20 protein-coding genes and 2 riboswitches are annotated in these 22,725 nt (G+C 41.9%); of the genes, 9 read left to right on the forward strand and 11 right to left on the reverse strand.

The features are described 5' to 3' along the window. Window positions 1–93: 93 nt before the first annotated feature. Window positions 94–1,143 carry a M42 family metallopeptidase gene (locus tag N1I86_RS03195; protein WP_341094908.1) on the reverse strand — a complete coding sequence of 350 codons (1,050 nt, stop codon included), beginning with the start codon at window positions 1,141–1,143 and terminating at the stop codon, window positions 94–96. 151 nt (window positions 1,144–1,294) lie between these two features. Here N1I86_RS03195 and N1I86_RS03200 point away from each other — a divergent pair, with 151 nt between their 5' ends. Continuing rightward, complete coding sequence (locus N1I86_RS03200) at window positions 1,295–1,546, forward strand: GlsB/YeaQ/YmgE family stress response membrane protein (protein WP_003355003.1); 252 nt, start codon at window positions 1,295–1,297, stop codon at window positions 1,544–1,546. A gap of 292 nt (window positions 1,547–1,838) precedes the next feature. On the opposite strand, the gene metC is transcribed toward N1I86_RS03200, so the two are convergent. Together metC and N1I86_RS03210 are read right to left on the reverse strand one after the other, a co-directional pair. Continuing rightward, window positions 1,839–3,008: a cystathionine beta-lyase gene (metC, locus tag N1I86_RS03205; RefSeq protein WP_445662254.1), complete on the reverse strand. Its 1,170-nt coding sequence runs from the start codon at window positions 3,006–3,008 to the stop codon at window positions 1,839–1,841. Between the two features lie 5 nt (window positions 3,009–3,013). After that, on the reverse strand, window positions 3,014–4,120 hold the full coding sequence (locus tag N1I86_RS03210; RefSeq protein WP_003355005.1) for a methionine biosynthesis PLP-dependent protein: 1,107 nt from the start codon (window positions 4,118–4,120) through the stop codon (window positions 3,014–3,016). A 149-nt stretch (window positions 4,121–4,269) separates the two neighbouring features. Continuing rightward, window positions 4,270–4,380, reverse strand: a riboswitch (SAM riboswitch). 298 nt (window positions 4,381–4,678) lie between these two features. Here N1I86_RS03210 and bacA point away from each other — a divergent pair. From bacA to N1I86_RS03230, 4 genes are all read left to right on the forward strand, one after another. Beyond that, window positions 4,679–5,461, forward strand: coding sequence for an undecaprenyl-diphosphate phosphatase (bacA, locus tag N1I86_RS03215; protein ID WP_048623022.1), 783 nt, complete (start codon window positions 4,679–4,681; stop codon window positions 5,459–5,461). A gap of 163 nt (window positions 5,462–5,624) precedes the next feature. After that, on the forward strand, window positions 5,625–6,437 hold the full coding sequence (locus N1I86_RS03220) for an amino acid ABC transporter substrate-binding protein (RefSeq protein WP_327804325.1): 813 nt from the start codon (window positions 5,625–5,627) through the stop codon (window positions 6,435–6,437). Beyond that, the gene (locus tag N1I86_RS03225) at window positions 6,424–7,119 is read left to right on the forward strand and encodes an ABC transporter permease subunit (RefSeq protein WP_048623020.1); all 696 of its coding nucleotides are present in this window, start codon (window positions 6,424–6,426) and stop codon (window positions 7,117–7,119) included. Before N1I86_RS03220 ends, N1I86_RS03225 begins: the two co-directional genes overlap by 14 nt. Before the next feature lie 52 nt (window positions 7,120–7,171). Further along, window positions 7,172–7,906, forward strand: coding sequence for an amino acid ABC transporter ATP-binding protein (locus tag N1I86_RS03230; RefSeq protein WP_327797652.1), 735 nt, complete (start codon window positions 7,172–7,174; stop codon window positions 7,904–7,906). Between the two features lie 333 nt (window positions 7,907–8,239). On the opposite strand, the gene N1I86_RS03235 is transcribed toward N1I86_RS03230, so the two are convergent. Both N1I86_RS03235 and N1I86_RS03240 read right to left on the reverse strand, forming a co-directional pair. Beyond that, window positions 8,240–9,703 (reverse strand): catalase, encoded by a 1,464-nt coding sequence (locus N1I86_RS03235; protein WP_341094912.1) that lies wholly within the window; start codon window positions 9,701–9,703, stop codon window positions 8,240–8,242. A 1,142-nt stretch (window positions 9,704–10,845) separates the two neighbouring features. Next, entirely contained in the window at window positions 10,846–11,067 is a 222-nt protein-coding gene (locus tag N1I86_RS03240) for a YozQ family protein (protein WP_003355011.1), read from the reverse strand. 417 nt (window positions 11,068–11,484) lie between these two features. On the opposite strand from N1I86_RS03240, the gene fdhF reads away from it, so the two are divergent. Genes fdhF through N1I86_RS03260 form a run of 4 tightly spaced genes read left to right on the forward strand, consistent with a single transcriptional unit; the run spans window position 11,485 to window position 15,387 of the window. Next, the gene (fdhF, locus tag N1I86_RS03245) at window positions 11,485–14,466 is read left to right on the forward strand and encodes a formate dehydrogenase subunit alpha (protein WP_341094914.1); all 2,982 of its coding nucleotides are present in this window, start codon (window positions 11,485–11,487) and stop codon (window positions 14,464–14,466) included. Further along, complete coding sequence (locus tag N1I86_RS03250; RefSeq protein ID WP_341094916.1) at window positions 14,450–14,941, forward strand: DUF1641 domain-containing protein; 492 nt, start codon at window positions 14,450–14,452, stop codon at window positions 14,939–14,941. Before fdhF ends, N1I86_RS03250 begins: the two co-directional genes overlap by 17 nt. A gap of 28 nt (window positions 14,942–14,969) precedes the next feature. Next, a complete protein-coding gene (locus N1I86_RS03255; protein WP_003355015.1) occupies window positions 14,970–15,215 on the forward strand; it encodes a heavy-metal-associated domain-containing protein in 246 nt (81 codons plus the stop codon). Window positions 15,216–15,255: 40 nt separating this feature from the next. Then, complete coding sequence (locus N1I86_RS03260) at window positions 15,256–15,387, forward strand: hypothetical protein (RefSeq protein WP_255287989.1); 132 nt, start codon at window positions 15,256–15,258, stop codon at window positions 15,385–15,387. A 200-nt stretch (window positions 15,388–15,587) separates the two neighbouring features. Here N1I86_RS03260 and N1I86_RS03265 read toward each other — a convergent pair whose 3' ends face one another. The 6 genes from N1I86_RS03265 to N1I86_RS03290 are packed head-to-tail and all read right to left on the reverse strand — an operon-like array spanning window position 15,588 to window position 22,304. Then, window positions 15,588–16,274, reverse strand: coding sequence for an ECF transporter S component (locus N1I86_RS03265; RefSeq protein WP_328201860.1), 687 nt, complete (start codon window positions 16,272–16,274; stop codon window positions 15,588–15,590). Further along, entirely contained in the window at window positions 16,256–17,911 is a 1,656-nt protein-coding gene (locus N1I86_RS03270; RefSeq protein WP_341094919.1) for an ABC transporter ATP-binding protein, read from the reverse strand. The genes N1I86_RS03265 and N1I86_RS03270 overlap by 19 nt, the downstream gene beginning before the upstream one ends. Next, window positions 17,884–18,771 carry an energy-coupling factor transporter transmembrane component T gene (locus N1I86_RS03275; RefSeq protein WP_341094921.1) on the reverse strand — a complete coding sequence of 296 codons (888 nt, stop codon included), beginning with the start codon at window positions 18,769–18,771 and terminating at the stop codon, window positions 17,884–17,886. The genes N1I86_RS03270 and N1I86_RS03275 overlap by 28 nt, the downstream gene beginning before the upstream one ends. Then, entirely contained in the window at window positions 18,768–19,679 is a 912-nt protein-coding gene (locus N1I86_RS03280) for a DUF4430 domain-containing protein (protein WP_341094923.1), read from the reverse strand. The genes N1I86_RS03275 and N1I86_RS03280 overlap by 4 nt, the downstream gene beginning before the upstream one ends. Next, complete coding sequence (locus N1I86_RS03285) at window positions 19,676–20,254, reverse strand: class D sortase (RefSeq protein WP_003355021.1); 579 nt, start codon at window positions 20,252–20,254, stop codon at window positions 19,676–19,678. Before N1I86_RS03285 ends, N1I86_RS03280 begins: the two co-directional genes overlap by 4 nt. Beyond that, window positions 20,247–22,304, reverse strand: coding sequence for a DUF4430 domain-containing protein (locus N1I86_RS03290; protein WP_003355022.1), 2,058 nt, complete (start codon window positions 22,302–22,304; stop codon window positions 20,247–20,249). The genes N1I86_RS03285 and N1I86_RS03290 overlap by 8 nt, the downstream gene beginning before the upstream one ends. 133 nt (window positions 22,305–22,437) lie before the next feature. Then, window positions 22,438–22,643: riboswitch (cobalamin riboswitch) on the reverse strand. Between the last annotated feature and the right edge of the window lie 82 nt (window positions 22,644–22,725).

The following is a 22,725-nucleotide window of genomic DNA, read 5'->3' on the forward strand; positions in this document are numbered from 1 at the left end:
CATTGGATGCTGCACTTTCTTCGTATAAATAAGCATCGTTTTTATTTTTGAGCAGGACACGCTGTCGATAAAGGCAGTCATTTCTGTTTAAAGTCACACTTCTTCTACCATTGGCGAATATAAATAGACATACAGCAACTTTTCCGTATTTTCGATTGCCTTTTGATGAGTTCGTTCGAATGCGTGGGAAGAATCGATTCCCGGGCCGATCAGACCGTGGATAAGATCGCGTCCCGCTCTCATAGCCGCTGAAGCATCCGAGCCGTAGAAAGGATAAATATCGATTTTATATTGAATTTGATGTTCTTTTGCCAGCTGAACTAAATGCTTTCTTAGTCCGTAATGATAAGGTCCGCTAGAATCTTTCGCACAGATTGACACAGAATACTCATCTGAAGACTGTCCGTCCCCGATTGCCCCCATATCGACCGCCAAATATTCCACTGTCTCTTCCGGAATATTGGAATTTCCACCATAACCGATTTCTTCATTATTAGAAAACAAAAAATGAGTCGTATATGGCAATATACGTTCTTCTTTTTGAATCCTCCTCAAAGTTTGAATTAAAATCGCCGCACCTGCTTTATCATCAAGATGGCGCGATTTTATAAAACCCGACGCTGTCATTTCAACCCTCGGGTCAAATGAAACAAAATCACCAACTTGAATTCCCAGCGATTGAACATCGTTTGCAGATTTTACCTCTTCATCGATGCGCACCTCGATATTTTCATCATTTCTTTTTGCCTCTCCCGCTTCTTTATAAACATGAACAGACTGTTGGTGCATCAGTATCGTTCCAGTATACACGCTGCCGGAATCGGTATGAATACAGCAATATTCGCCTTCAACGGAATTCCAGCGAAATCCGCCGATCATCGTTAATTTCAGCCGTCCGTCTTTTTTGATTTCTTTAACCATCGCTCCTAACGTATCAACATGGGCAGTTACAAACCGGTGTTTGGATGAATCTTTTCCCGGCACCGTCACCAATAAACCGCCTTTTCGGGTTTTCTTGGTTTCGAACGTTGTATCTTTCAACAAAGACTCCACATAACGAATAATATTTTCTGTATATCCTGTCGGACTGGGAATCGATACAAGCTCTTGAATCAATTTCATCGTTTCATTGACATCTTCCATCCCACATACTCCTTTCCATCGATATCGATTATACAATATGTATTTTAATAAACCTGGAAAAGCGATAACAAGTTGTCAAACATGCAACTTTATTCCAGTATTTAAAATCACCGTGGTTGGGGAATACTTCAAATAAAGGAGGATGATGAAGATGTTATCGTTTATTCTATATTTAATTGTTGGAGGAATTATCGGCTGGTTAGCCGGTCTTATCTTAGGGAAAGACATTCCCGGGGGAATCATTGGAAATATTATTGCTGGGATTATTGGGGCTTGGCTTGGCGGTTTGATATTGGGACATTGGGGACCTGATATTAGCGGTATCGCGATCATTCCAGCCTTAATAGGATCCATTATTCTTGTTTTTATTGTTGGCTTGATTTTAAGAGCAGCCAGAACTTAATCAGTACTTCTGATCGCAAACCAACCCTCCACTTTGTTTATATGAACACTTTGCGGGCAGTTCAATTTCCTTTTTTCATTCTAAAAAGGAATTTTTCTGCCCTTTACATATATACCCTGTCCAAAAGCCATTTCACTTATGATCAAGGCCTCTCTAACTATCTCCATCCTTGGTGAGTTAGAGAGGCTTGTTTTCCTATTCACTGTTTATAGGCCAGCTTTCAAAACTATATGAACAAAACCGTTGACTCTGGTTATTCCAGACGTAAAGGACCTTTTTCTCGATGAAAGCATTATACGTATTTCAAGGCATGGTCCAAATCCCGAATCAAATCGTCCGGGTTTTCAAGGCCATCGGATAAACGTAACAGCCCGTCTGTAATTCCTCTTTTTTCTCGTTCTTCTTTGGGCATTGCCGCGTGAGACATTTTAGCTGGATATGACAAAATAGATTCCACCGCTCCCAGACTCACTGCAAACACGGGGATTTCTGCGTGTTGCACAAAAGTTCGAACCGCTTCTTCGTCTTTCAACGCAAAGGACAAAACGGCTCCCGCACCTTCAGATTGGCTTTCATGGATCAAATGTCCTTCATGGAATTTCAATCCCGGATAGTAAACATGTTCGACTTTTGGATGTTGAGCCAAAAACTCAGCAATTTTCAAAGCCGAATGGGAAGATTGCGTCAACCTCACATGCAAAGTTTTTAATCCTCTCATGACTAACCAAGAATCGTGCGCCCCTAATACAGCGCCAAATGCATTTTGCAAGGCATACAGTCTGTCCGCCAATTCTTTCTTTTTTACAACAGCCAGCCCGGCCAACACATCACTATGACCGGCTAAAAATTTTGTCGCACTATGAAGAACAATATCAACCCCAAAGTCTAAAGGTCGCTGCAAGGCAGGCGTCATAAACGTATTATCAACGAAAGTAAGACATCGATTCGCTTTTGCCAATTTTACAATTTCTTTTAAATCTGTAATTTTTAATAATGGATTGGAAGGTGTTTCTACATAAATGACCTTCGTATTCTCTTTTATATTTCTCGCGACGGCATCCAAGTCCGTCATATCTACAAACGTATGTTCAATGCCGAATCTGTTTAATACAGTTGTAACCATGCGATAGGTTCCGCCATAGACATCCTCTGTCACCAATACGTGGTCGCCTTGGGACAATAACAAAAAAGCTGTTGAAATCGCCGCCATTCCCGATGAAAAAGCAAAACCTCTCGAACCGCCCTCAAGCTGGGCAATCACTGACTCAAGAGCCTCGCGTGTTGGATTTCCTGAACGACTGTAATCATATTTTCCGAATTCATCAAAACTAGTTTGGTGAAAAGTGGAAGCTAATTGAATGGGAACACTCACTGCCCCCGTAACCGGATCGAATTTATGGGAATTATGGAGCAACTCTGTTTGAATGGAAAATTTTCGATCGATCAATTTTTTATTACTCATGCGGATCACCCTTTCATATTTTGAAACGCTTGTTTTAAGTCGGCTAACAAATCTTCCACATTTTCAATGCCGATGGAAAAACGCAGCAGCCGATTGTCAATCCCGTTTTTAATGCGAATTTCTTCCGGAATATCCATATGTGTTTGCGTAGCCGGATACGTAATAAAGCTTTCGACTCCTCCTAAACTCTCAGCAAAAGAAATTAACTGCAAGCTTTGTAAAAAAGGGTTGACCCATTCCTCTTTTTGCAATCGGAAAGATAGCATTCCTCCTCTTCCGGGATATAAAACATCGATCACCTCGCTACAACATCGCAAAAATTCACTGATTTTCCGGGCATTTTCTTCATGCTGCTTCATTCTTAATCCGAGCGTTTTCATCCCTCGAATCAATAGCCATGAATCAAATGGAGATAAGACCGCTCCGATCGCATTTTGATATTCGCCGATTTTTTGGGATAATTCTTCTCCTTTTGTAGCGACAAGTCCTGCAAGGACGTCATTATGTCCGCCAAGATATTTCGTAGCGCTATGGACGACAATATCGGCCCCTTGAAGAAGCGGCTGCTGCAGAATGGGGGTATAAAACGTATTATCCACAATCAATAAAAGCCCGTATTCTTTTGCTAATTTTGCTGTTTGCTCTATGTCTGCTTCTTGCATTAGGGGATTGGTCGGCGTTTCAAGAAAAATCGCTGCTGTCCGGTCCGTGATTTTTTCTCTTACTTTGGCGATATCTTGAAAATCGTCATATATAAACGTTAAACCAAACTTTTTCCAATTTCTTTCAAACAAACGATAAGTGCCGCCGTATAAATCTTTGGAAACAATCAGTTCATCACCGGATTGAAACAAACTCAAAACCGTTTGAATCGCTGCCATTCCAGAACTGAATGCAAAACCCGCATCGCCTCCTTCCAAGTCGGCAATGGCTTTTTCAACGATTTTTCGCGTCGGATTTCCTGTTCTTATATAATCATATCCAGTCGATTGACCTATCCCTTTATGTCGGTAAGCGCTCGATAAATAAATGGGAGGATTGATCGCGCCGGTGGATTCCTCGCTCCGGTTGCCTATTTGGGCAAGTTTGGTTTGCAAATGATAACGTTCCATTGCATGCATCTCCTCTTGAAATGGTTTTGATAGGACGACATGATGGAAAAAAGAAATTTTTACAAATCAAGTCGATTTCCTAACACTGTTCATGAACAGTTTCAAATAAAAAAGCCTTCTAAGAAGAAGGCTTTTTTATGACAGTCCTCTTCTTATCTTCCGGATAAATCCGCTGGATTTAGCACCTTGACAGCAATCGTGGATTGCAGCAGGTTGCTGAGGTTTCACAGGGCCAGTCCCTCCACCTCTCTCGATAAGAACGAAATTATTCGAATTTTTCCATCTTTTAATTAAATGTAACCGATCAGGTAAAAAAAAGCAATGATTTTTTATCATCGTTATGGAAAGGTTGAAAAGATGACAGCCTTTCATCCATTTCCTCTTTTGTTTCACATCTGCCAAAACGGTTCGATCAAAACGCCGTTCACTTGTGAATATTTTCCCATTTTCAGCAAAATCCTTCATCGAATCTTGTCATTTATGAGTCTATATTTCTCATGTCCTGTTTTTCTCCCATATGGTATAATTAAGCATATTTTGTGAAAAGGATGTGGGATTGTGCTAGAAGTCATCAAAGCGATTGTGCTAGGATGCGTGGAAGGGCTGACCGAATTTCTTCCGATTTCTTCCACAGGACATTTAATTCTTGTGGGTCATTTTCTTTCATTTACAGGCGACAAAGCAAAAACTTTTGAAATTGTTATCCAATTGGGTTCGATACTTGCCGTGGTCGTTCTTTATTTCAAACGGTTCCTTTCCCTGTTTAACTTCAAAAAGCGATCCGGTTTAAACCTTCTACATATTATTATCGGGATGATTCCAGCCTCTGTATTAGGTTTTCTCTTTCATGATGTCATTAAAAACGTACTTTTCTCTCCCTTCACCGTCGGTATCGGTTTATTTTTGGGAGCTTTTTTAATGATCTATGCGGAAAAAAAGAGCAAAACCGAATCAACCCAAGATTTGGATCACTTATCGTATAAACAGGCTTTCATTATCGGTTTGTATCAATGCCTGTCCCTATGGCCTGGTTTTTCAAGAGCAGGATCGACCATCTCAGGAGGACTCCTTGCCGGGGCTAACCATAAAACCGCTGCTGAATATTCCTTTTTGCTAGCTGTCCCCATGATGGTCGCTGCCAGCGGACTTGACTTGTTAAAGAGCTATCAATACTTATCGATTCATGATTTGAACTACTTTGCTGCAGGCTTCATTACCGCCTTTATTGTTGCCATGCTAGCCATTGTCTTCTTTTTGAAAATTTTATCCAAAGTCAAACTCATTCCGTTCGCAATCTATCGAATCATCATCGGAATCATCGTCATCGCATACTTTATTTAAATCATTAAAGGGGCCTGGCCCCTTTAATGCTTTAAAAATTTATTGTTGGATTATTTGTGGTCTTTGGGTTAAAATACATACTGCTTGGTTGGGTGATAGAAAGGTCTAAGTACCTATTTTTATCCATATCAAAGTAACTCTATACACATTGGAGGTTTACAGCATGAAAAAATACTTTAAGTGGTTTGCTGTTGCTACGCTTATGCTCGTTTTAGCAGCATGCGGCAACGGTCAATCAACAGACAAGAATAAGACTTCTCAATCCAACGACTCCGATCTTTATCGTCAAGTCAAAGATAAAGGCGTTCTCGTCATCGGTACAGAAGGTACATATGCTCCGTTTACTTTCCATGATAAAAGCGGAAAACTAACAGGATATGATATCGATGTAGCGAACGAAGTGGCAAAACGCCTTGGACTCAAAACAGAATATAAAGAAACGCAATGGGATTCCATGTTTGCAGGTTTAAACTCTAAACGTTTTGATATGATTGCAAACCAAGTAGGAATTCGCCCTGACCGTGAAAAGAAATACGATTTCTCCAAACCGTACACGGTCTCTAAAGCAGTAGTGATTGTGAATAAAAACAACAAAAATATTCATTCATTCGCAGATCTGAAAGGGAAAAAATCCGCACAATCACTTACAAGCAACTTCGCAGATCTTGCAAAGAAGAACGGCGCAAACATCGTGGGCGTAGACGGATTTGAACAAGCGATTCAATTATTAACATCCAATCGGGTAGATGCCACGATAAACGATTCATTGTCTTATCTTGATTATAAAAAACAAAAACCAAATGCTCCGATTAAAGTGGTAGCTAAAAGCGATGATGCTTCTCAAAGTGCTTTCATGTTCCGTAAAGGTTCAGGACAATTAGTAGATAAAGTAAACCAAGCATTGGATGACATGAGAAAAGACGGCACTCTAGCCAAAATCTCTAAGAAATGGTTTGGTGAAGATGTATCTAAATAGTATCCAATTACAAGATCCTAATCATTATATGCAAATTGCACAAAGTTCCCTTCTCCCTATGTTGAAGGGAGCTTTGTATTATACATTGCCATTAACTCTGATTACGTTTTCTATTGGCTTGATTCTTGCTCTTTTAACAGCACTCGCAAGAATTTCAAGCATTAAACCGCTTCAGTGGATAGCGCGTTTTTACGTATCGATTATCCGTGGTACTCCGTTGCTTGTGCAATTATATATTATTTTCTATGGTCTGCCATCCATTCATATCACCATCAATCCATTCCCGGCTGCCGTGATCGGTTTTTCTCTTAATGTAGGAGCTTATGCGTCAGAAATCATACGTGCAGCGATTTTATCGATTCCAAAAGGTCAATGGGAAGCGGGATACTCTATTAATATGAACTATTCGCAAATATTAAGACGGATCATTTTGCCACAAGCGGTGAGAGTATCGATCCCGCCTTTATCCAACACTTTTATTAGTTTGGTGAAAGATACTTCTCTTGCATCACTGATTTTGGTTACAGAAATGTTTAGAAAAGCCCAAGAAATTGCCGCAACCACATATGAATTTTTACTTCTCTATTCAGAAGCGGCTTTAATCTATTGGATTATTTGTTTCATTCTCTCCATCATTCAACAGAAATTGGAAGGTCGTTTCGACAAGTATGTAAGCCATTAAAAAAGCTTTTGTACAATAACAAGCCTTTTATAAAGGAGTATTGAGCATCGGCATGATTAAAATTCATGATCTACGAAAACAATTTGATCAACTTGAAGTTTTAAAAGGGATCAACATGAGCATCGAAAAAGGAAAAGTCATAGTGATTATCGGTCCATCCGGCTCCGGAAAAACCACTTTTCTGCGCTGCCTGAATGCCCTTGAAATTCCAACAAGCGGGACGATTCAAATCGGAGATGTAAAAATAGATTTTTCACAACCTGTTTCCAAAAAAGAAATTGCCGCTTTACGCAAAGAATCCGGGATGGTCTTTCAACAGTATAATCTTTTTCCGCATAAGACGGTTTTGGAAAACGTAACGGAAGGACCCATTATCGTAAAGAAACTGCCGAAAAATGAAGCCATTCAAAAAGCAGAAAAACTCTTGCAGAAAGTGGGCTTGCTTGATAAAAAAGATGAATACCCGTTCCAACTGTCCGGAGGGCAGCAACAACGGGTTGGAATTGCACGCGCCTTAGCCATGGAACCGGAATTAATGCTGTTTGATGAACCAACTTCCGCTTTAGATCCCGAACTCGTCGGTGAAGTGTTAAATGTTATGAAAGAACTCGCCAATGAAGGAATGACGATGGTCGTTGTCACCCATGAAATGCGATTCGCAAAAGAAGTGGCAGATGAAGTCGTCTTTATGGACCAAGGTGTGATTGTGGAAAGAGGTAAACCTGAAGAAATCTTTACACGTCCTAAAGAACAACGGACGAAGCAATTTCTGCAATTATTAACATAACCCCTTTCATCCACTTTCATAGATCCTTCCTATCTTTTAAATCATGATGGGAAGGATTTTTTTATTTTTACGTTTCCAACAACCGTTCTGCCTAAGATTCTCTCATTTCTAACGCCAAAACAAGTACTCCATTGTTTTTCCCACCAGTTAAAATCACGTAATCATTTCTTCTTTCTTTTCTTGCTCAAAGCCCATCAGTCATCCTTCCAAAACCGGGATTTTACAGTCTATTATGCGGGATTTAGTGCATTCTTCAAAAATAGGTATCCCCTTTTATCCATAAAAAACCGCCTCCGGAATTCAACCAGAAGGCGATTCTAACGGATGGTCTTTTTATTTGGCCAGTTCCTTCACATAAGGTGTGATGTCGATTTTTAAACTGTCTGCCAATCGTTGTCCCAGCCCTTGATCTGCTTGATAAAAATTCATAATCGAACGAATCGTAATCTTTTGATCTTTTACTTGGCTTAAATCATCCGTTAAGTTTTTAATCACTGTATCTTGTACTTCTTTTGAATATTTTCTCCACACTTGTCCGGCTTGACCAAAATTGTTTGGTTTATAGAAAGCTTGTTTAGCAGCAACTCCATTTATCGGCTGCGGTTCCTCAACATAAGACCGGTCTTCTTTCGGCTCATTTTCATAGCTGTTCGGTTCATAATTGATCGGGCTTTCTTGCTGTTTAAACGGCATATAGCCATCACGTTGATAATTATGAACTTCTACACGCGGGGAATTAATCGGAAGTTGCAAATAATTCGGTCCGATCCGATGCCGTTGAGTATCCGAGTAGGAGAATAAACGCCCTTGAAGCAATCTGTCTTCAGATGGCAACATTCCTGGAACTAACACGCCCGGATTAAACCCTACTGATTCAGTTTCCGCAAAATAATTTTTTGGATTGCGATTTAACGTCATCGTCCCGACAAATTCATACGGAATATCTTCCTCGAACCAATCTTTCGTTGCATCAAGCGGATTAAAATCAAATTTGTCAAAATCTTTCGGATCGAGCACTTGAACATACAAATCCCATTGAGGATAATCTCCATTTTCAATCGCTTCATATAAATCCTTTGTTGCATGGCTGTGTTCATGAGCTTGAATTTTAGCCGCTTCTTCTATGCTTAAATTTTTGATTCCTTGTTTTGGAACCCAGCGAAGTTTTACGTACACCGTCTTTCCTTCAGCATTGATCCATTTAAAAGCGTGGACGCTGGATCCTCTCATATGACGATATGTCGCTGGAATCCCTTCATCCGTAAAAATATGAAGAAGCATATTGGTTGATTCCGGAGAAAGCGAGCAGAAATCCCAAAAACGGTCTTTCGATTGCAAGTTTGTTCTTGGATCTGGTTTAAAGGCATGGATCATATCTGGAAATTTAATGGCATCTCTAATAAAGAAAACGGGAAGATTATTTCCAACAAAATCATAATTTCCTTCTTCTGTATAAAATTTCACCGCAAAACCTCGTGGATCTCGCAATGTTTCCGGAGAATGATTTCCATTAATCACCGTGGAAAACCTTGCAAAAACAGGTGTTTCCGTTCCGGGTTCTTGAAGAAATTTTGCTGTCGTATATTTGCTCATGCTGTTTTTGGTCACAAACACTCCATGAGCCCCTGCTCCCCGAGCATGAACAACCCGTTCAGGAACACGTTCTCTATCAAAATGAGCCAGTTTTTCAATTAATTGATAATCTTCCAGCAAGGTTGGCCCATTCACCCCGGCTGTGCGAGAATTTTGATTATCTCCTACTGGCGCTCCCTGGTTCGTGGTTAACTTTTTCTTCATTCTCTCCGCTCCTTTATTAATCATTATTTTTATTTTAAAATTATTATTATCTAATACACTTTTTATTTTATATAATTGATAATGAAAGTCAACTCCAAATTATAATAATTTTAAATTATTTTTTTCGAGTTTTCGATAAACCTAGACTTTCCTTTCGATTTGTTATGTCCACAACTCATGATTCCCCGCTCAAAAAACAATTTTTAATACAACGTATGTCTATGTAAAAGAGCAGCTAACATTTATATATATAAAATGAAAAGGGATATTCGCATCGGAATATCCCTTTTTTATGTGCGCCCGGCATGTACATGAACTATAGGGTGTAAGTCCCGAACCCCGAAGACAGAAGTAGAGATTAGCCAAGAGCAAGGGTGTCCGTGGTGACGCGGAATCTGAAGGAAGCTGGAGGCAAAACACCGGTCCGAGGAACAAACCTCATATAAGGCTAGGTATGATGGAGTGAGTTTGCATAACAAAACAAAGCTCTTTCTGTCGAAGGTCATATCGAGTAAATGAGGCGGATAGATGGTGTGAAAGTGCATGTACTTACCCGGGGAGGTCTGGCGGATATGTGAAGTACTCTTCATAACCTACTTAGTGATAAGTAGCTGAACCGTCAGAAGTCAGCAGAGGTCATAGTATTAGTTGGTCTAGAACAACTAAGAAGGACCGAACAATTAAGAGAGAATAGCCCTTGGTATTCAGTGAGTCATGATGAACACAGAAAACGTAGTACCTCACTTGAGGGAGGAAGCGGTGAATCCCGTGGGAGACCTCTTGGAGGGTGGAGTGACCACTGGCATAAAGAGAACAGCTATTCACGGAAGTTATAAAGACTTGCGTCAATGATCTTAATTGAACCGCCGTATACGGAACCGTACGTACGGTGGTGTGAGAGGACGGGAGTTCATCGCTCCCTCCTACTCGATTTACCAGCATGTATTTCTGTTGCAGGTTAAGATCTTAATGCCTACAAGCATGATATTTTTTTTACACTTTTCCTTCCCTTTTTCTCCGACAAGCACACAAAGGACATTCACCCCTTGTTTCAGCACCTTTTTAAAAAAAGTGTAAGAAGAAACTATTTTTAGACCCATCCCAGAACTGATCACTATAACACACATACATAACTTGAAGCCTTATTCCTTTGACCCCTCTTCATAACCTCTACTGGAAAGAGAACGATCTTCACCATCCAATTGTTCTATTTTCTCGTCAATGGTTCCTTCCGTCACCGTATCGTTGACTTGTTCATGCGTTTTGGCCAAACCAGAAGCCACTTCTGATGAATCTTGATTATCTTCGGGATGAAAATATCTTCCTGCTGAATTTTCACTATTTTGTCGTTTTTGGGCTGCCATTTGTCTTCCCCTTTCCAAATCGTTTATCCCTATTTTTCACTTATAAGAACTCTTTATTCGCTTTTCTCATTTTGGCCTTTATCGCCATTGAAAAAATTGGACTATAGCCATCGCTACGTTTACTCTCCTGTTCATGTATCTTCCCGCAACAATGTTCCTCAACCGTTCATTATAAAAAGATACGTTTTGACCTTTTGAAAAGCGATAGACAATAAAAATCGTTCTACTCCATTTAAAAATTGTGGGAAAACCCTTTCATTCATGTTCTCTAAAAATGAAAAAGTCAAATCCGCAAAAACTTCAAACAAAGATACATCTACAGTAAATTTCCTTTGCAGTTTCTCATGTATATTCACCACTTCATTTGCCCATACTTTTTATCGGATGGTAACTTTTAAATAAACAGGTGATATGCAGATGGAAAATAAGACCTTTACCATTTTTGTAAATGGCGTTGAAATCGAAGCAAGAGAAGATCAGTCGGTTTTTGAAGCGGCGCGGGATCATAACCAATATATCCCCGGAATTTGCTCGTATCAGCCGGATCTCGGCGTTGGTGTGCTGCAAACTTGTGACACTTGTTATGTTGAAATAGACGGGGAACTGCAGCGGGCTTGTGCAACGAAAGCCAAGCCTGGCATGCGGGTAAACTCTTTATCAGACAAGGCGAAGGCAGCACAATTGGAAGGAATGTCACGGATATTGGCCAACCACGAACTCTATTGCACAGTCTGCGACAACAATAATGGCAACTGTGAAGTCCATAATACCGCCGAATACTTGCAAATCGAACATCAAAAGTATGAATTTACGCCAAAGCCTTATCCACCCGATCATTCCCACCCTTTTTATCGCTATGAGCCGGATCAGTGCATTCTTTGCGGTCTATGCGTCGAAGCATGCCAAGACCTACAGGTAAGTGAAGTTCTCAGCATTGCTTGGGACAGAGAACGACCTCGTGTCATTTGGGACAATGATGTTCCAATCGATCAATCATCCTGTGTTTCGTGCGGACACTGCGTAACTGTCTGTCCTTGCAATGCTTTAATGGAAAAGTCCATGTTGGGCGAAGCCGGCTACTTAACAGGTATTCCGAAAAATATTTTAGAACCAATGATTGATTTTACGAAAGAAGTGGAACCAGGTTATCAAGAGATTTTCGCTATTTCCAATATGGAATCAAGCATGAGAGAAGCTCGGATCAAAAGAACCAAAACGGTATGCACTTATTGCGGCGTCGGCTGCAGCTTTGAAATATGGACAAAAGGCCGAAAAATATTAAAGGTTCAGCCTGAGCCAGAAGCGCCGGTGAACGGGATTTCCACCTGTGTCAAAGGAAAATTCGGCTGGGACTTTGTGAACAGCGAAGAACGACTGACTAAACCGCTTATCCGAAAAGGCGATCATTTTGTCGAAGCAACGTGGGATGAAGCACTGAATTTAATCGTAGAAAAATTCCAATCTATAAAAGAAAAATACGGTCCCGACTCTCTTGGATTTATTTCGTCCTCTAAATGCAGCAACGAGGAAAATTATTTATTTCAAAAACTGGCGCGAGCTGTTTTCGGTACGAATAATGTCGACAACTGCTCTCGTTATTGTCAAACCCCTGCTTCCACCGGTTTGATGAGAACGGTTGGAATCGGCGGCGATTCCGGCACTATTCAAGATATTGCTAGTGCCGATTTAGTCATCGTGATTGGAGCCAACCCTGCGGAATCCCACCCTGTTTTAGCAACGAGAATCAAACGAGCCCACAAACTGCATGGACAAAAATTAATAGTAGCAGACCTGAGAGTAAATGAACTGGCCGAACGAGCTGATCTCTTTATTCATCCGAAGCCCGGAACCGATCTCGTCTGGTTGTCTGCCGTAACAAAATACATTCTGGATCAAGGCTGGGAAGATAAAACATTTTTACAAAACCGAGTGAATAATGTCGAGGAATATATTCGCTCGCTGGAAAAATTCACATTGGATTATGCAGAAGAAAAAACCGGTTTATCCAAAGACACTCTTGTCAAGATAGCCACTATGATCCACGAAGCAAAAGGCACCTGCATTCTTTGGGCGATGGGAGTTACGCAACATTTGGGCGGAACCGATACAAGCACCGCGATCGCCAATTTGCTTCTAGTGACAGGAAATTTTGGAAAACATGGAGCAGGTGCCTACCCACTTCGCGGACACAACAATGTTCAAGGAGCAAGCGACTTTGGAACAATGCCTGCATGGTTTCCGGGATACGAGCCTGTTGAAAACGACGAAGTACGCGCACGATATGAAAAAGCATGGGGCGTGAAACTGCCGGAAAAACCAGGACTGAACAACCATCAAATAGTAGAAGCCATTCATGATGGAAAAGTGAAAGGAATGTATTTGTTCGGTGAAGAAATGGCTTTAGTGGATTCCAATATTAATCACGTGAACGCTGGATTTGAAAAATTGGAGTTTTTCGTCGTTCAAGACATTTTCTTTTCCAAAACGGCCCAATATGCGGATGTGGTGCTTCCGGCTGCGCCTAGTCTGGAAAAAGAAGGAACGTTCACGAATACAGAACGAAGAATCCAGCGCTTTTACCGAGTGATGGAACCACTTGGCGATTGCAAACCGGATTGGGAAATTTTCTGCGATCTCGCTAATCGTCTAGGTGCCGATTGGCGCTATACACACCCGTCTGAAATTATGGATGAAGCGGCTAAGTTGGCTCCTGTTTTTGCCGGTGTCCGTTACGATCGACTGGAAGGATGGGAAAGTCTCTTATGGCCTGTTGATCGAGATGGAACAGATTCGCCGCTCTTATTTAAAGACCGATTTGTATTTCCCGACGGAAAAGCAAGATTGTTTCCGGTTGATTGGACACCACCTTTTGAAGCAGGCGATGGCTATGATCTCCATTTGAACAATGGCCGTTTGTTAGAACATTTCCATGAAGGAAATATGACTTATCGCTCAAAAGGCATTACTCATAAAGTGCCGGATACGTGGCTGGAAATTTCTCCGGAGCTAGCGAAAGAACGAAATATCGAAACCGGAGCTCTTGTCCGTCTGACGTCACCATATGGAGAAACAAAAGTCCGAGTTTTGGTCACCGATCGGGTCAAAGGACACGAATTGTATTTTCCGATGAACGGGAACAAAGAATATAATGCCGTTAATAAACTAACAAGCAGTTATCATGATCGGGTGACTCATACCCCTAACTACAAAGAAATGCAAGTGAAAATGGAAGTTCTTGAACCAAAAGGAGAAAGCCCGTTGCCAAAAGTAAATTACAGGTTTGGAAATCCACAGCCGCATATAGGAGCAGAAGTAGAACGAAAATGGAAACGTTCTGACTTTACGCCGATACCGGAGGAAATCAATAGGGAGGGAATCATCGATGGCCAAGCCCATTAGTGCAATTGAAAAACAACATCCCGATCCCCTTGAAGAAACATCAGAAGCTTTAGCAGAAATCGGGGAAAAAATAGCGAACAGTCGAGAAGCTGTTTTAAAAACACTGGATATACTTCAAGAGATGCAAAAATCGGGTGTATTGGACATTCTATACGGCCTCTTAAAGTCACGTGAAAAAGTGGGCGCGGTGATGATCGAACAAATCAATCAGCCCAAATATCATCATGTGATTAAAAACAGCTTTCAATTATTGGCTACACTCGAATCAGAACAATTGGAAACTATTTTTAACGCTATGAAAAAAGGGATTGAACAATTGGACCAACCTTCAAAAAAGCAACAATCGCTAAGCCTCTGGGGCATGATGAAAGCAGTGCGAGACCCATATATCAACTCGGCCCTTTCCATGATGCTCCATTTCTTGCATGGCGTTGGTAAGGGATTGGAAAGTCAGAAGCAATTGAAAGAAAGCTGAAAAACTTTGGCCATGGATGGTGAGAAGATTGATTACACGCATGATTTCCATTCCAAATATGACAGAATCAGATAAGGATACGGTAAGCAGAGTGCTTCACGATGTGTGGGGAGTACGAAATATTCAAATGAATGCCGAGAAAAAAACCGTTGCAATCTCATTCGATGAAAATGCAGCCACTTTGGAAGATTTTCGACAAGCCATGATCGATAACGGATTTGAATGTCAGATGATGGAACATCAGCCGCCTGACATTCCCGACCATATTCAATGAGATCACTGTAAAAATGTTCATCAGTAAGGAGGATGCCTTGATGCCTAGAATTTGCGAAATATGCGGAAGAAAAGAAGAAGTGGAAGATGAACAATGGGAATATGATATTTTAGATGTATGCAAAGACTGTGCAAATGATCGAAAAATGACATTGGATCCTGAAGAACTATAAAGAAAAAGGGATGGCCAACCTCCGTAATGGATAAAATCCAATGGAGGTAGATCATCCCTTCTTTTTTCTTTCAGCCTGTTATGTTCTATAACGGTAGGAAATCTTCTTCTTGACTGGAAGCAAAAAACGATTGACGGGATCCGTATGAAAGAAAAATCTTTATTGAATTCCCTTCGTCGTGATCCCAGCGGCTTATTGGTTTATTGTTCCAATAAGCCGTATTTTTTTTGAAAACGTTGTAGAACTTTGATCCAGCTTTTTGCAAATAAAGCCAGAAAAAAGACATTGGAAAGCCCGTGAGCCAAATCAAATGGAAAACTGGCGCTGTAATACGCTACTATTTGTGGCCAAGTGATGTGGTTCATAACAGAGACGACATACATGAGATTCATACCCCATCCAAATAGAATGCCCACCACGAATCCATAAGCACAGCGGCCAACCGTATTTTTCATCAGCCTTGTTCGTCGCATCAAACCTGCCGTTAACCCGATCATACCCCAAGCATACATTTGCCAAGGCGTCCAGGGGCCTTGGCCTAAAAACATATTGGAAACGAGTGCTGCGAGTGCGCCGACCACAAACCCGCTTTCTGGTCCAAACGCGAGCCCGGTGACAATCACGACGAACGTGGTAGGCTGAACGCTTGGAAGAGGAGCAAACGGAACCCGACTTACTGCGGCAATCGCTCCTAAAACCGCCAACAACACCAGCTCTCGTCCGGCTGCTTTCCGCCTCTCAAAGCGAATGACAAAAGGAAGAAACGTGCCGATCATAAAAATCACGCTGATCCATAAAAAATGGCGATGTACCGATAAAGGCAAAAAGGCTAGAATCACAAATAAAATAACCGCTAACAGGATGAGAATCATTCTAGAAAGCGCCATTTTTCTCTAGCCTCCTCTACCGTTAACACTTCCGGGACACGTCCGCCCCTGGAAATCCGATTGGCAACAGTCGTGTAAAACGTATTTCCTTGAAAAAACGTTTTAGTAGGAGCGGTAATCGTTACTTCTCCTTGGAACAGCATGGCGCAGCGAGTCGAGTATTGAGCAGCAAACTCAATATCATGAGTAACCATTACAATCGTAACCCCATTAGCCCTTAAATTTTTTAACAGTTTCCCAAACTGAAGTTTTGCTTCCGGATCCAATCCTTTTGTCGGTTCATCTATAAGCAGAAGTCGCGGATTCATCAGCATCACACCGGCAAGAGCCGCCTTTTGCATTTCTCCTCCGCTTAAATCATAAGGATGACGGTCTTTAATAGGCATCAATTGAAACATCTCCATTAATTGTTCCATCTTTTCTCTTCCATGTTGAATTTGGTGCTTATCGATGATGGCCTCTAACTCCGTTTCCACTGTATCCTGCAGGAAGAAAAGTTTCGGATTTTGCGGTAAAAAAGCAATTTCTGATGGAATTGGCTTTTTCAGTTTCTTTCCATTAAAGATAACGGCACCACGCTGCGGGTTTTGGAGACCGGCCATGACTTTCAGCAACGTAGATTTTCCCGATCCATTCGCTCCAACTACCGACAGCCACTCCCCTTCATACACGGAAAGCGACAATTGATCCAGTATTGGTCTAGTCTCCTTTTCATATTGAAAATTAATTCCTTTTAAAGCCAACAAAGGTTTTTTATTTGTAATATCCTCTTGAAACGGCTGGGTGGGAACGGAGGTCCCTTTCAGGGTCGAAATCCATTTTCTTCCTTCTTTTACTGTCAGCGGAATGCTTTCTGAGGCAGGCTTTTGACTATGTTCTAAATATAGGCGGGCCGGGCTGGGAAGATAGGGATAGATCTGAGAAGAAGGATGTTTTGCCAATTGAGAAACGACTTCACGCGATGGGGCATCATAAATCTTTTTGCCCTTTTCCAAAACCATTACGCGGTCTGCAAGTGAAAACAATTCCTCCAAACGATGTTCCGCGATGATGACGGTAAGCCCAAATTCTTCATTCATTCTCCGGAGCATGGTCATAAATTCACTTGCAGCCACCGGATCAAGCTGAGCAGTGGGTTCGTCTAAAAGAAGAATACGCGGATGCAACAACAAAACAGCAGCAAGATTGACCAATTGTTTCTGGCCGCCTGACAATTCAAATGTCTTTCGCTCCAACCATCCTTCCAAGCCAAAAAAATGAACCATTTCGGCTATACGCTTTCGCATGTCCTCCGTTGAATATCCCAAATTTTCAAGACCAAAAACCAACTCCTCCATCACCCGGTCCATAACGATTTGATTTTCCGGATCTTGAAAAACCATGCCAATCTCTTGTGCCATTTGTTTGGCCGGCACTTCCATAAAAGAACATCCGTCCAAAAACAACTCCCCTTCTATCTTTCCATGCGGACGGACTTCTCGCTTTAACAAACGCAGAAGAGTGGACTTTCCGCTACCGGAAGGGCCGCAAAGGAGAATAAATTCTCCCGGCTCTACTGTAAAAGTGATATCAGATAGAGCAGGTTCTGGTGCATCCGGGTACGTAAAAGTTAAATTTTTCGCTTCCAATAACGCCATAGCAGTGCCTCCCTTACTTGAATTCCTATTGGAAACCCTACATACATAACGAACATGAGCAGGAAAAACCACTCTCTGCCTTGCAATAATAGTGGTTCCAAAATCGGATAGACTGCCAGCACGCCGTCCCCAAGCCACCATCCAAAAGCCACTGCCGTTCCGAAAACAAGCAAATAAACCATCGCAAACCAATCTTTTCCCATCATCCGAAAAGGAATATAACGGCTCCGTTTCTGAATCCCATAACCCCTTGCTGCCATGGAATCGGCGGTTTGAATTGTCTCTTCAAGCGACCAAGTTAACAATATTTGCACGAATTCCAGACCATTTCTTACTCTTTGTATGAAGGTGCCTTCTGTGACAGATTGTCCCTTTCCTCTTTGGACCATTTCAATTTCATAAAGCCTTCTTCGTAAGAGCGGAACAAACCGCATGGCCAGCATAGCCAACAGGGCCCATTGCGGGAGCCATTTCGCAAATAAAAATAAAAATTTTTCCGCCGTAATCACTTGGTTGTAAGCGGCAAAAGCCGCCATTAAATTAAATAAAGTAAGCGCAAGCATCAATCCTTGCAAAAACGATTCCAACGTGACGGGATTTGCGCCGAAATAAAAGAAAATATGACTGCCGCAGTGATTCGTCAATGGATTGAGTATCAAAAAAAATACGGGAATGGTGATCATCATCCCCTGCCATTTACGCACCGTCTTACCGGAGTCCAACAAAATATTCAATATGAGAAAGAGCACAGCACCCGCCGCTAAAAAGACTGGGTGCTGATAAAGCATGGCAGACACCATCGCCCCGGCAAAATAAAGAAAGCAAACGAATGGATGGTAAGAATGAATTCCTTTTTTCATGGTTGTGTATCCTTTGTATAGTCATTCGTGTAAATCCATTGAATCACATCCCCCGCCTTGACGGCGACAGCACCTGCACTACGAGAAACGTACTTATTGTTGACTTTTATCGTCCAACCACTTAACGGACCATGATCAAATTCATAAAGATTCGAAATTCCTTCCACATAAGCCGTGGAATGACTGCCGCGTATACTGACCGGAATGCCCTTTTGCTTGGCGATTCGCAATGTCACTTCCAACGCCGTATCCCCATTTTGCAACGGTACTTTAGTGGGGGAAAGGATGGTTCCCGTTTGTGAATCTCCACGAATCGATACCGTTACCGTTTGTTTGTTAACCGGTTTTGAGGCCGATTTTGGGGCCGGTTTTGGGGCCGGTTTTGGGGCCGGTTTTGGGGCCGGTTTTGGAACAGGCGTTGCGGCTGGTTTCGAAGATGGTTTTTTGGCCGGCTCCGGTTTCACAGTCGATTGACTCTTTGGTGCTTGTGGAGTATGGATTGTCGTCGCATTGCTCTTTTCAGCCGTTGATTTTTGTTCGCTGTTCCCTTTGCTATTCTCTTTCTCCGCATTGGCATTGGACGATCCGTTTTTTGACTTTGCAGCTGAATCAGTCGATTTCGACTTTGTTTCTTTTTCATTGCTGGTTTTGGACGAATCTGCGGCCGAATGGGACGACTTTTCCGCATCTGCAGTTTGATCTTTATTTTGATTATGATCTTCTTTGGAAGTTTTTATCTCCTTTTCTTTTCCGTCTGAAGATGTTTTGTCCGAAGATGACTGAACAGCCGCTGCGTTATGATGGTCGTTATTGGAATGAGGCACGACTTCATCCTTTTGACAGCCTGCCGTAAACAAGATCAACAAAAAAGAGAATAGTAGTAAGAACGCATTTTTCCATTTTCTCATTTACCGTCACCCCTTTGGGAATGTTCCGGATAAGCATAGATGATATAACGTTTCGGTGCATTTCCCACATAACGAAATGGGTAGCATGTCGTTAAAACTAACTCCTCAGTCGGCGCGGTGGAATGAATGACAGAACGATCGTCCTTGTCCACAATTTTCATGCGGCGAATGGTATAAGAAAAGGATCCGTACGACAATCGAATGATCAACTGATCGCCTTTTTTCAGCGTTCCTATTTGTCGAAACACCGTATCCCGGTGGCCGGAAAGAACAATTTGATTATGTTGTTTCGGATAGGCAGAAGCTGAATAATGGCCGACCCCTTTTTCTAAATCTTCCGGAGATGCTCCTTCGACAATCGGCAGCTTCCGTTTTAAGGCTGGTATCTCTAAAGTACCCACGACTTCTCCGCGCACAGGATGAAAAGATCCTTGTTTATGTTCAGAATGCACAACTTTTTCCGCTTTCCGAAGCGCATCTTTTTGATCCGCATCCATTTTCAGCTTCTGCCATCCAGCGCAGGCAATGAAAAGAAAGCCCCCAGCAATGAATAAAAGGGAGATCTTTTTAATCATGGCCTCTCTCCCGGTATTTCCGGTTATAAACATATAACAGAACACCCGCTATGATCAGAATGATTCCTGCCAAAAGAAGATTATAGATATTCGTTGTAGTATTCGGCAATTTGCCGCCCAAAGACGCGTGTGAAGTTTTGGATCCGGATTGATCGTGATCATTTTTTTCTTTTGAATTGTTCGTTACGAGACCGCTGTTCTCATTTTTTGATTCTGTATTAGGATTGTTGCTCATTTGGGTATTATCGGTCCCTTCTTTCGCCGGATTTGGATTTTGTGCCATCCGATAAACGGAACCTTTTCCATCAGCAAAAAGTTGATAAGCGACCATCGCCTCGGCACCTTGCTCGGTTGCCACTTCATCTGCATCACCCGTTGCCGTGTGGCGAAATTGTCCGGCACCATTATAAAAACGGATCAAATAGCTCAACAAATTGCCGTCTTTTTTCGTAAATGCAGCACCTTGAGGATCAACTCCTGCTGCTGTTAAACCTATAATGGCTGCGGATGCTGCTTCACTTGTTTCCCCTAGTTGAGGATCTGCAAAACCACCATTTTCCTTCTGTTCAGCAGACAGCCAATCGACACCTCGTTTAATAGCGGCAGCCACTTCCGGTTCATCCTTATAAGGAGCCAGAGCAGCGATTGCGATTCCGGTCATATCGACGGGTGAACCTTGGCCGTTATATAGCGTCCACTTGCCATCCGCTTCCTGTAATTCTAAAATGCGTTTCTTTAATTTTTCTCTCGTCCAATTAGCGTTTGATGGAACTGGATAATTTCCGCTGTCCAAAGCAATTAAGGCATACAAGATTCCGTTTGTGCCTTGGCGAGTCATTGGGCAGCTTTCGTTTTTTTCGCAATAGTCACTGTTGTAGATTTTCTCCACCAAATTATATCCTGCTATATCGCGAGGATCTCCTCCTGCAGCCGTTATACCAATAACATCTCTTTCATAATCGGTAATATTCCGGTACTCTCCTTTTGTCTCTATCACTTGTTGCTTTATGTCATTCAAATAAGATGCTGGAACTTTCATTCCGGCTTGATGAACGGCAACAGCCTCCCACGGACTGTCGACTCCGGATTGAAGAATATGGTTCACCGTCGTTTTCAAAATGTCATTTATTTCGTTTTCACTGACCTTATTCGGTTCGTTTACCGGCGATGTATTGGACCCATTTGATCCATTTTGACCATTGCCGCTGCCTTCATTTCCGGTATTTCCACTATTTCCGTTGTTTTCATTATTCCCGTTGTTTCCGTTATTTTCGTTCGTTCCCCACGTTTCGACTTTAAAAGTAATATTGTCATCCGGTTGCAGTACATAGGACGATGCACCGACGGAAGCCATTTGGCCATTGACATAAAATGCCCAATATTGCCCCCATGTATCATGAGATTCAAGCGGTTCTGTTCCGATGTTTTGAACGTAAAAACCAAAGTCTTTACTATAAGCAACATCAAGAGGAATCTTTTGATCATCCGCAATCGATTTTAACAAATCGTAAGCCGTCGCATGGCCTTCGGTTGTTCTTTTTACATTCGAAACAATAGGTTTTCCATCTTTCCCGATGATCGTTAAACGGGCATCTACTTTCTGATTTTTCGTATAATCAGTCGTGTATTCCCACTGAATGTGATCATGGTTGGTCACTTGATATACAGCGGCACTGACAGGAACTGAAAGCCCATTGACATACACCATCCAGCCGCTAGCCGGTCCGCGGTCGCCTCCATGTAAACCATTGATACCGTCTACATAAACGTTTTCACCGCTTCCCTTCGTTTCGACCGAAAGATGGTTTTCAAGGGCTGCTTTTTGCAAAACGTCCAAAATCGTACTTCCAGAAGGGACATCGACCGCCGTTGTTTGCAAGATCGGACCATTGTCCCCGATGATGGTCACTCCTACTTCTGATTGCTGCTGTTCAGCCGTTATACTGCTATTTGACGGCTCCGACGCGAAAGCAGTAAAACCAAATGCCAATTGGCCTATTATGAAAATAGACATTAAAGCCGTGACAGCTATCTTTTTAATAGAAAACACAAGTCCCCCTCCTCAACGATATGTAATAATAAAAAATAACCAAAAGAAAAAGGCACACCTAACGAGATAGGGTGCCAAAAAAAAACAAAAATAGCCAGCAACAAACTGACGCACCCTATCCTCGTAGGTATAACGTCGCAAGAAAAAATAGGCAGATCTCCTGGCTCATGATCATCGCTTTCTAAAGCCTTCCCATCTGCAAAACAGCAAACAGTGGCAAACCATTTAGAAAGCTCCCATTCACAGTGGCGGGACCGCGCCGGATTTTCACCGGACTTCCCTTTTCATGGCAAGAGCTCGACAGCACGGCTTTTGCCAACCTATTTTCCTATTAACTAATTGTATTTGAATTTATCATAGCCAATCAAAGTGTAAACTGTCAAACGGACAAAAATGACAAAATGGTTTGCCAAAAAATCAT

This window comes from Bacillus sp. FSL W8-0116 (assembly GCF_038003825.1).
GTDB classification, from domain to species: Bacteria; Bacillota; Bacilli; order Bacillales; family DSM-4216; genus Bacillus_O; species Bacillus_O smithii.

Bases quoted from the DNA above. Each gene is read 5' to 3' on its own strand.
- N1I86_RS03230 (WP_327797652.1), top strand. From the start codon at position 7,172: ATGATTAAAATTCATGATCTACGAAAACAATTTGATCAACTTGAAGTT.
- N1I86_RS03195 (WP_341094908.1), bottom strand. From the start codon at position 1,143: ATGGAAGATGTCAATGAAACGATGAAATTGATTCAAGAGCTTGTATCG.
- fdhF (WP_341094914.1), top strand. From the start codon at position 11,485: ATGGAAAATAAGACCTTTACCATTTTTGTAAATGGCGTTGAAATCGAA.
- N1I86_RS03220 (WP_327804325.1), top strand. From the start codon at position 5,625: ATGAAAAAATACTTTAAGTGGTTTGCTGTTGCTACGCTTATGCTCGTT.
- N1I86_RS03265 (WP_328201860.1), bottom strand. From the start codon at position 16,274: ATGGCGCTTTCTAGAATGATTCTCATCCTGTTAGCGGTTATTTTATTT.
- N1I86_RS03270 (WP_341094919.1), bottom strand. From the start codon at position 17,911: ATGGCGTTATTGGAAGCGAAAAATTTAACTTTTACGTACCCGGATGCA.
- N1I86_RS03260 (WP_255287989.1), top strand. From the start codon at position 15,256: ATGCCTAGAATTTGCGAAATATGCGGAAGAAAAGAAGAAGTGGAAGAT.
- N1I86_RS03200 (WP_003355003.1), top strand. From the start codon at position 1,295: ATGTTATCGTTTATTCTATATTTAATTGTTGGAGGAATTATCGGCTGG.
- N1I86_RS03210 (WP_003355005.1), bottom strand. From the start codon at position 4,120: ATGGAACGTTATCATTTGCAAACCAAACTTGCCCAAATAGGCAACCGG.
- metC (WP_445662254.1), bottom strand. From the start codon at position 3,008: ATGAGTAATAAAAAATTGATCGATCGAAAATTTTCCATTCAAACAGAG.
- N1I86_RS03235 (WP_341094912.1), bottom strand. From the start codon at position 9,703: ATGAAGAAAAAGTTAACCACGAACCAGGGAGCGCCAGTAGGAGATAAT.
- N1I86_RS03275 (WP_341094921.1), bottom strand. From the start codon at position 18,771: ATGAAAAAAGGAATTCATTCTTACCATCCATTCGTTTGCTTTCTTTAT.
- N1I86_RS03280 (WP_341094923.1), bottom strand. From the start codon at position 19,679: ATGAGAAAATGGAAAAATGCGTTCTTACTACTATTCTCTTTTTTGTTG.
- N1I86_RS03285 (WP_003355021.1), bottom strand. From the start codon at position 20,254: ATGATTAAAAAGATCTCCCTTTTATTCATTGCTGGGGGCTTTCTTTTC.
- N1I86_RS03240 (WP_003355011.1), bottom strand. From the start codon at position 11,067: ATGGCAGCCCAAAAACGACAAAATAGTGAAAATTCAGCAGGAAGATAT.
- N1I86_RS03250 (WP_341094916.1), top strand. From the start codon at position 14,450: ATGGCCAAGCCCATTAGTGCAATTGAAAAACAACATCCCGATCCCCTT.
- N1I86_RS03225 (WP_048623020.1), top strand. From the start codon at position 6,424: ATGTATCTAAATAGTATCCAATTACAAGATCCTAATCATTATATGCAA.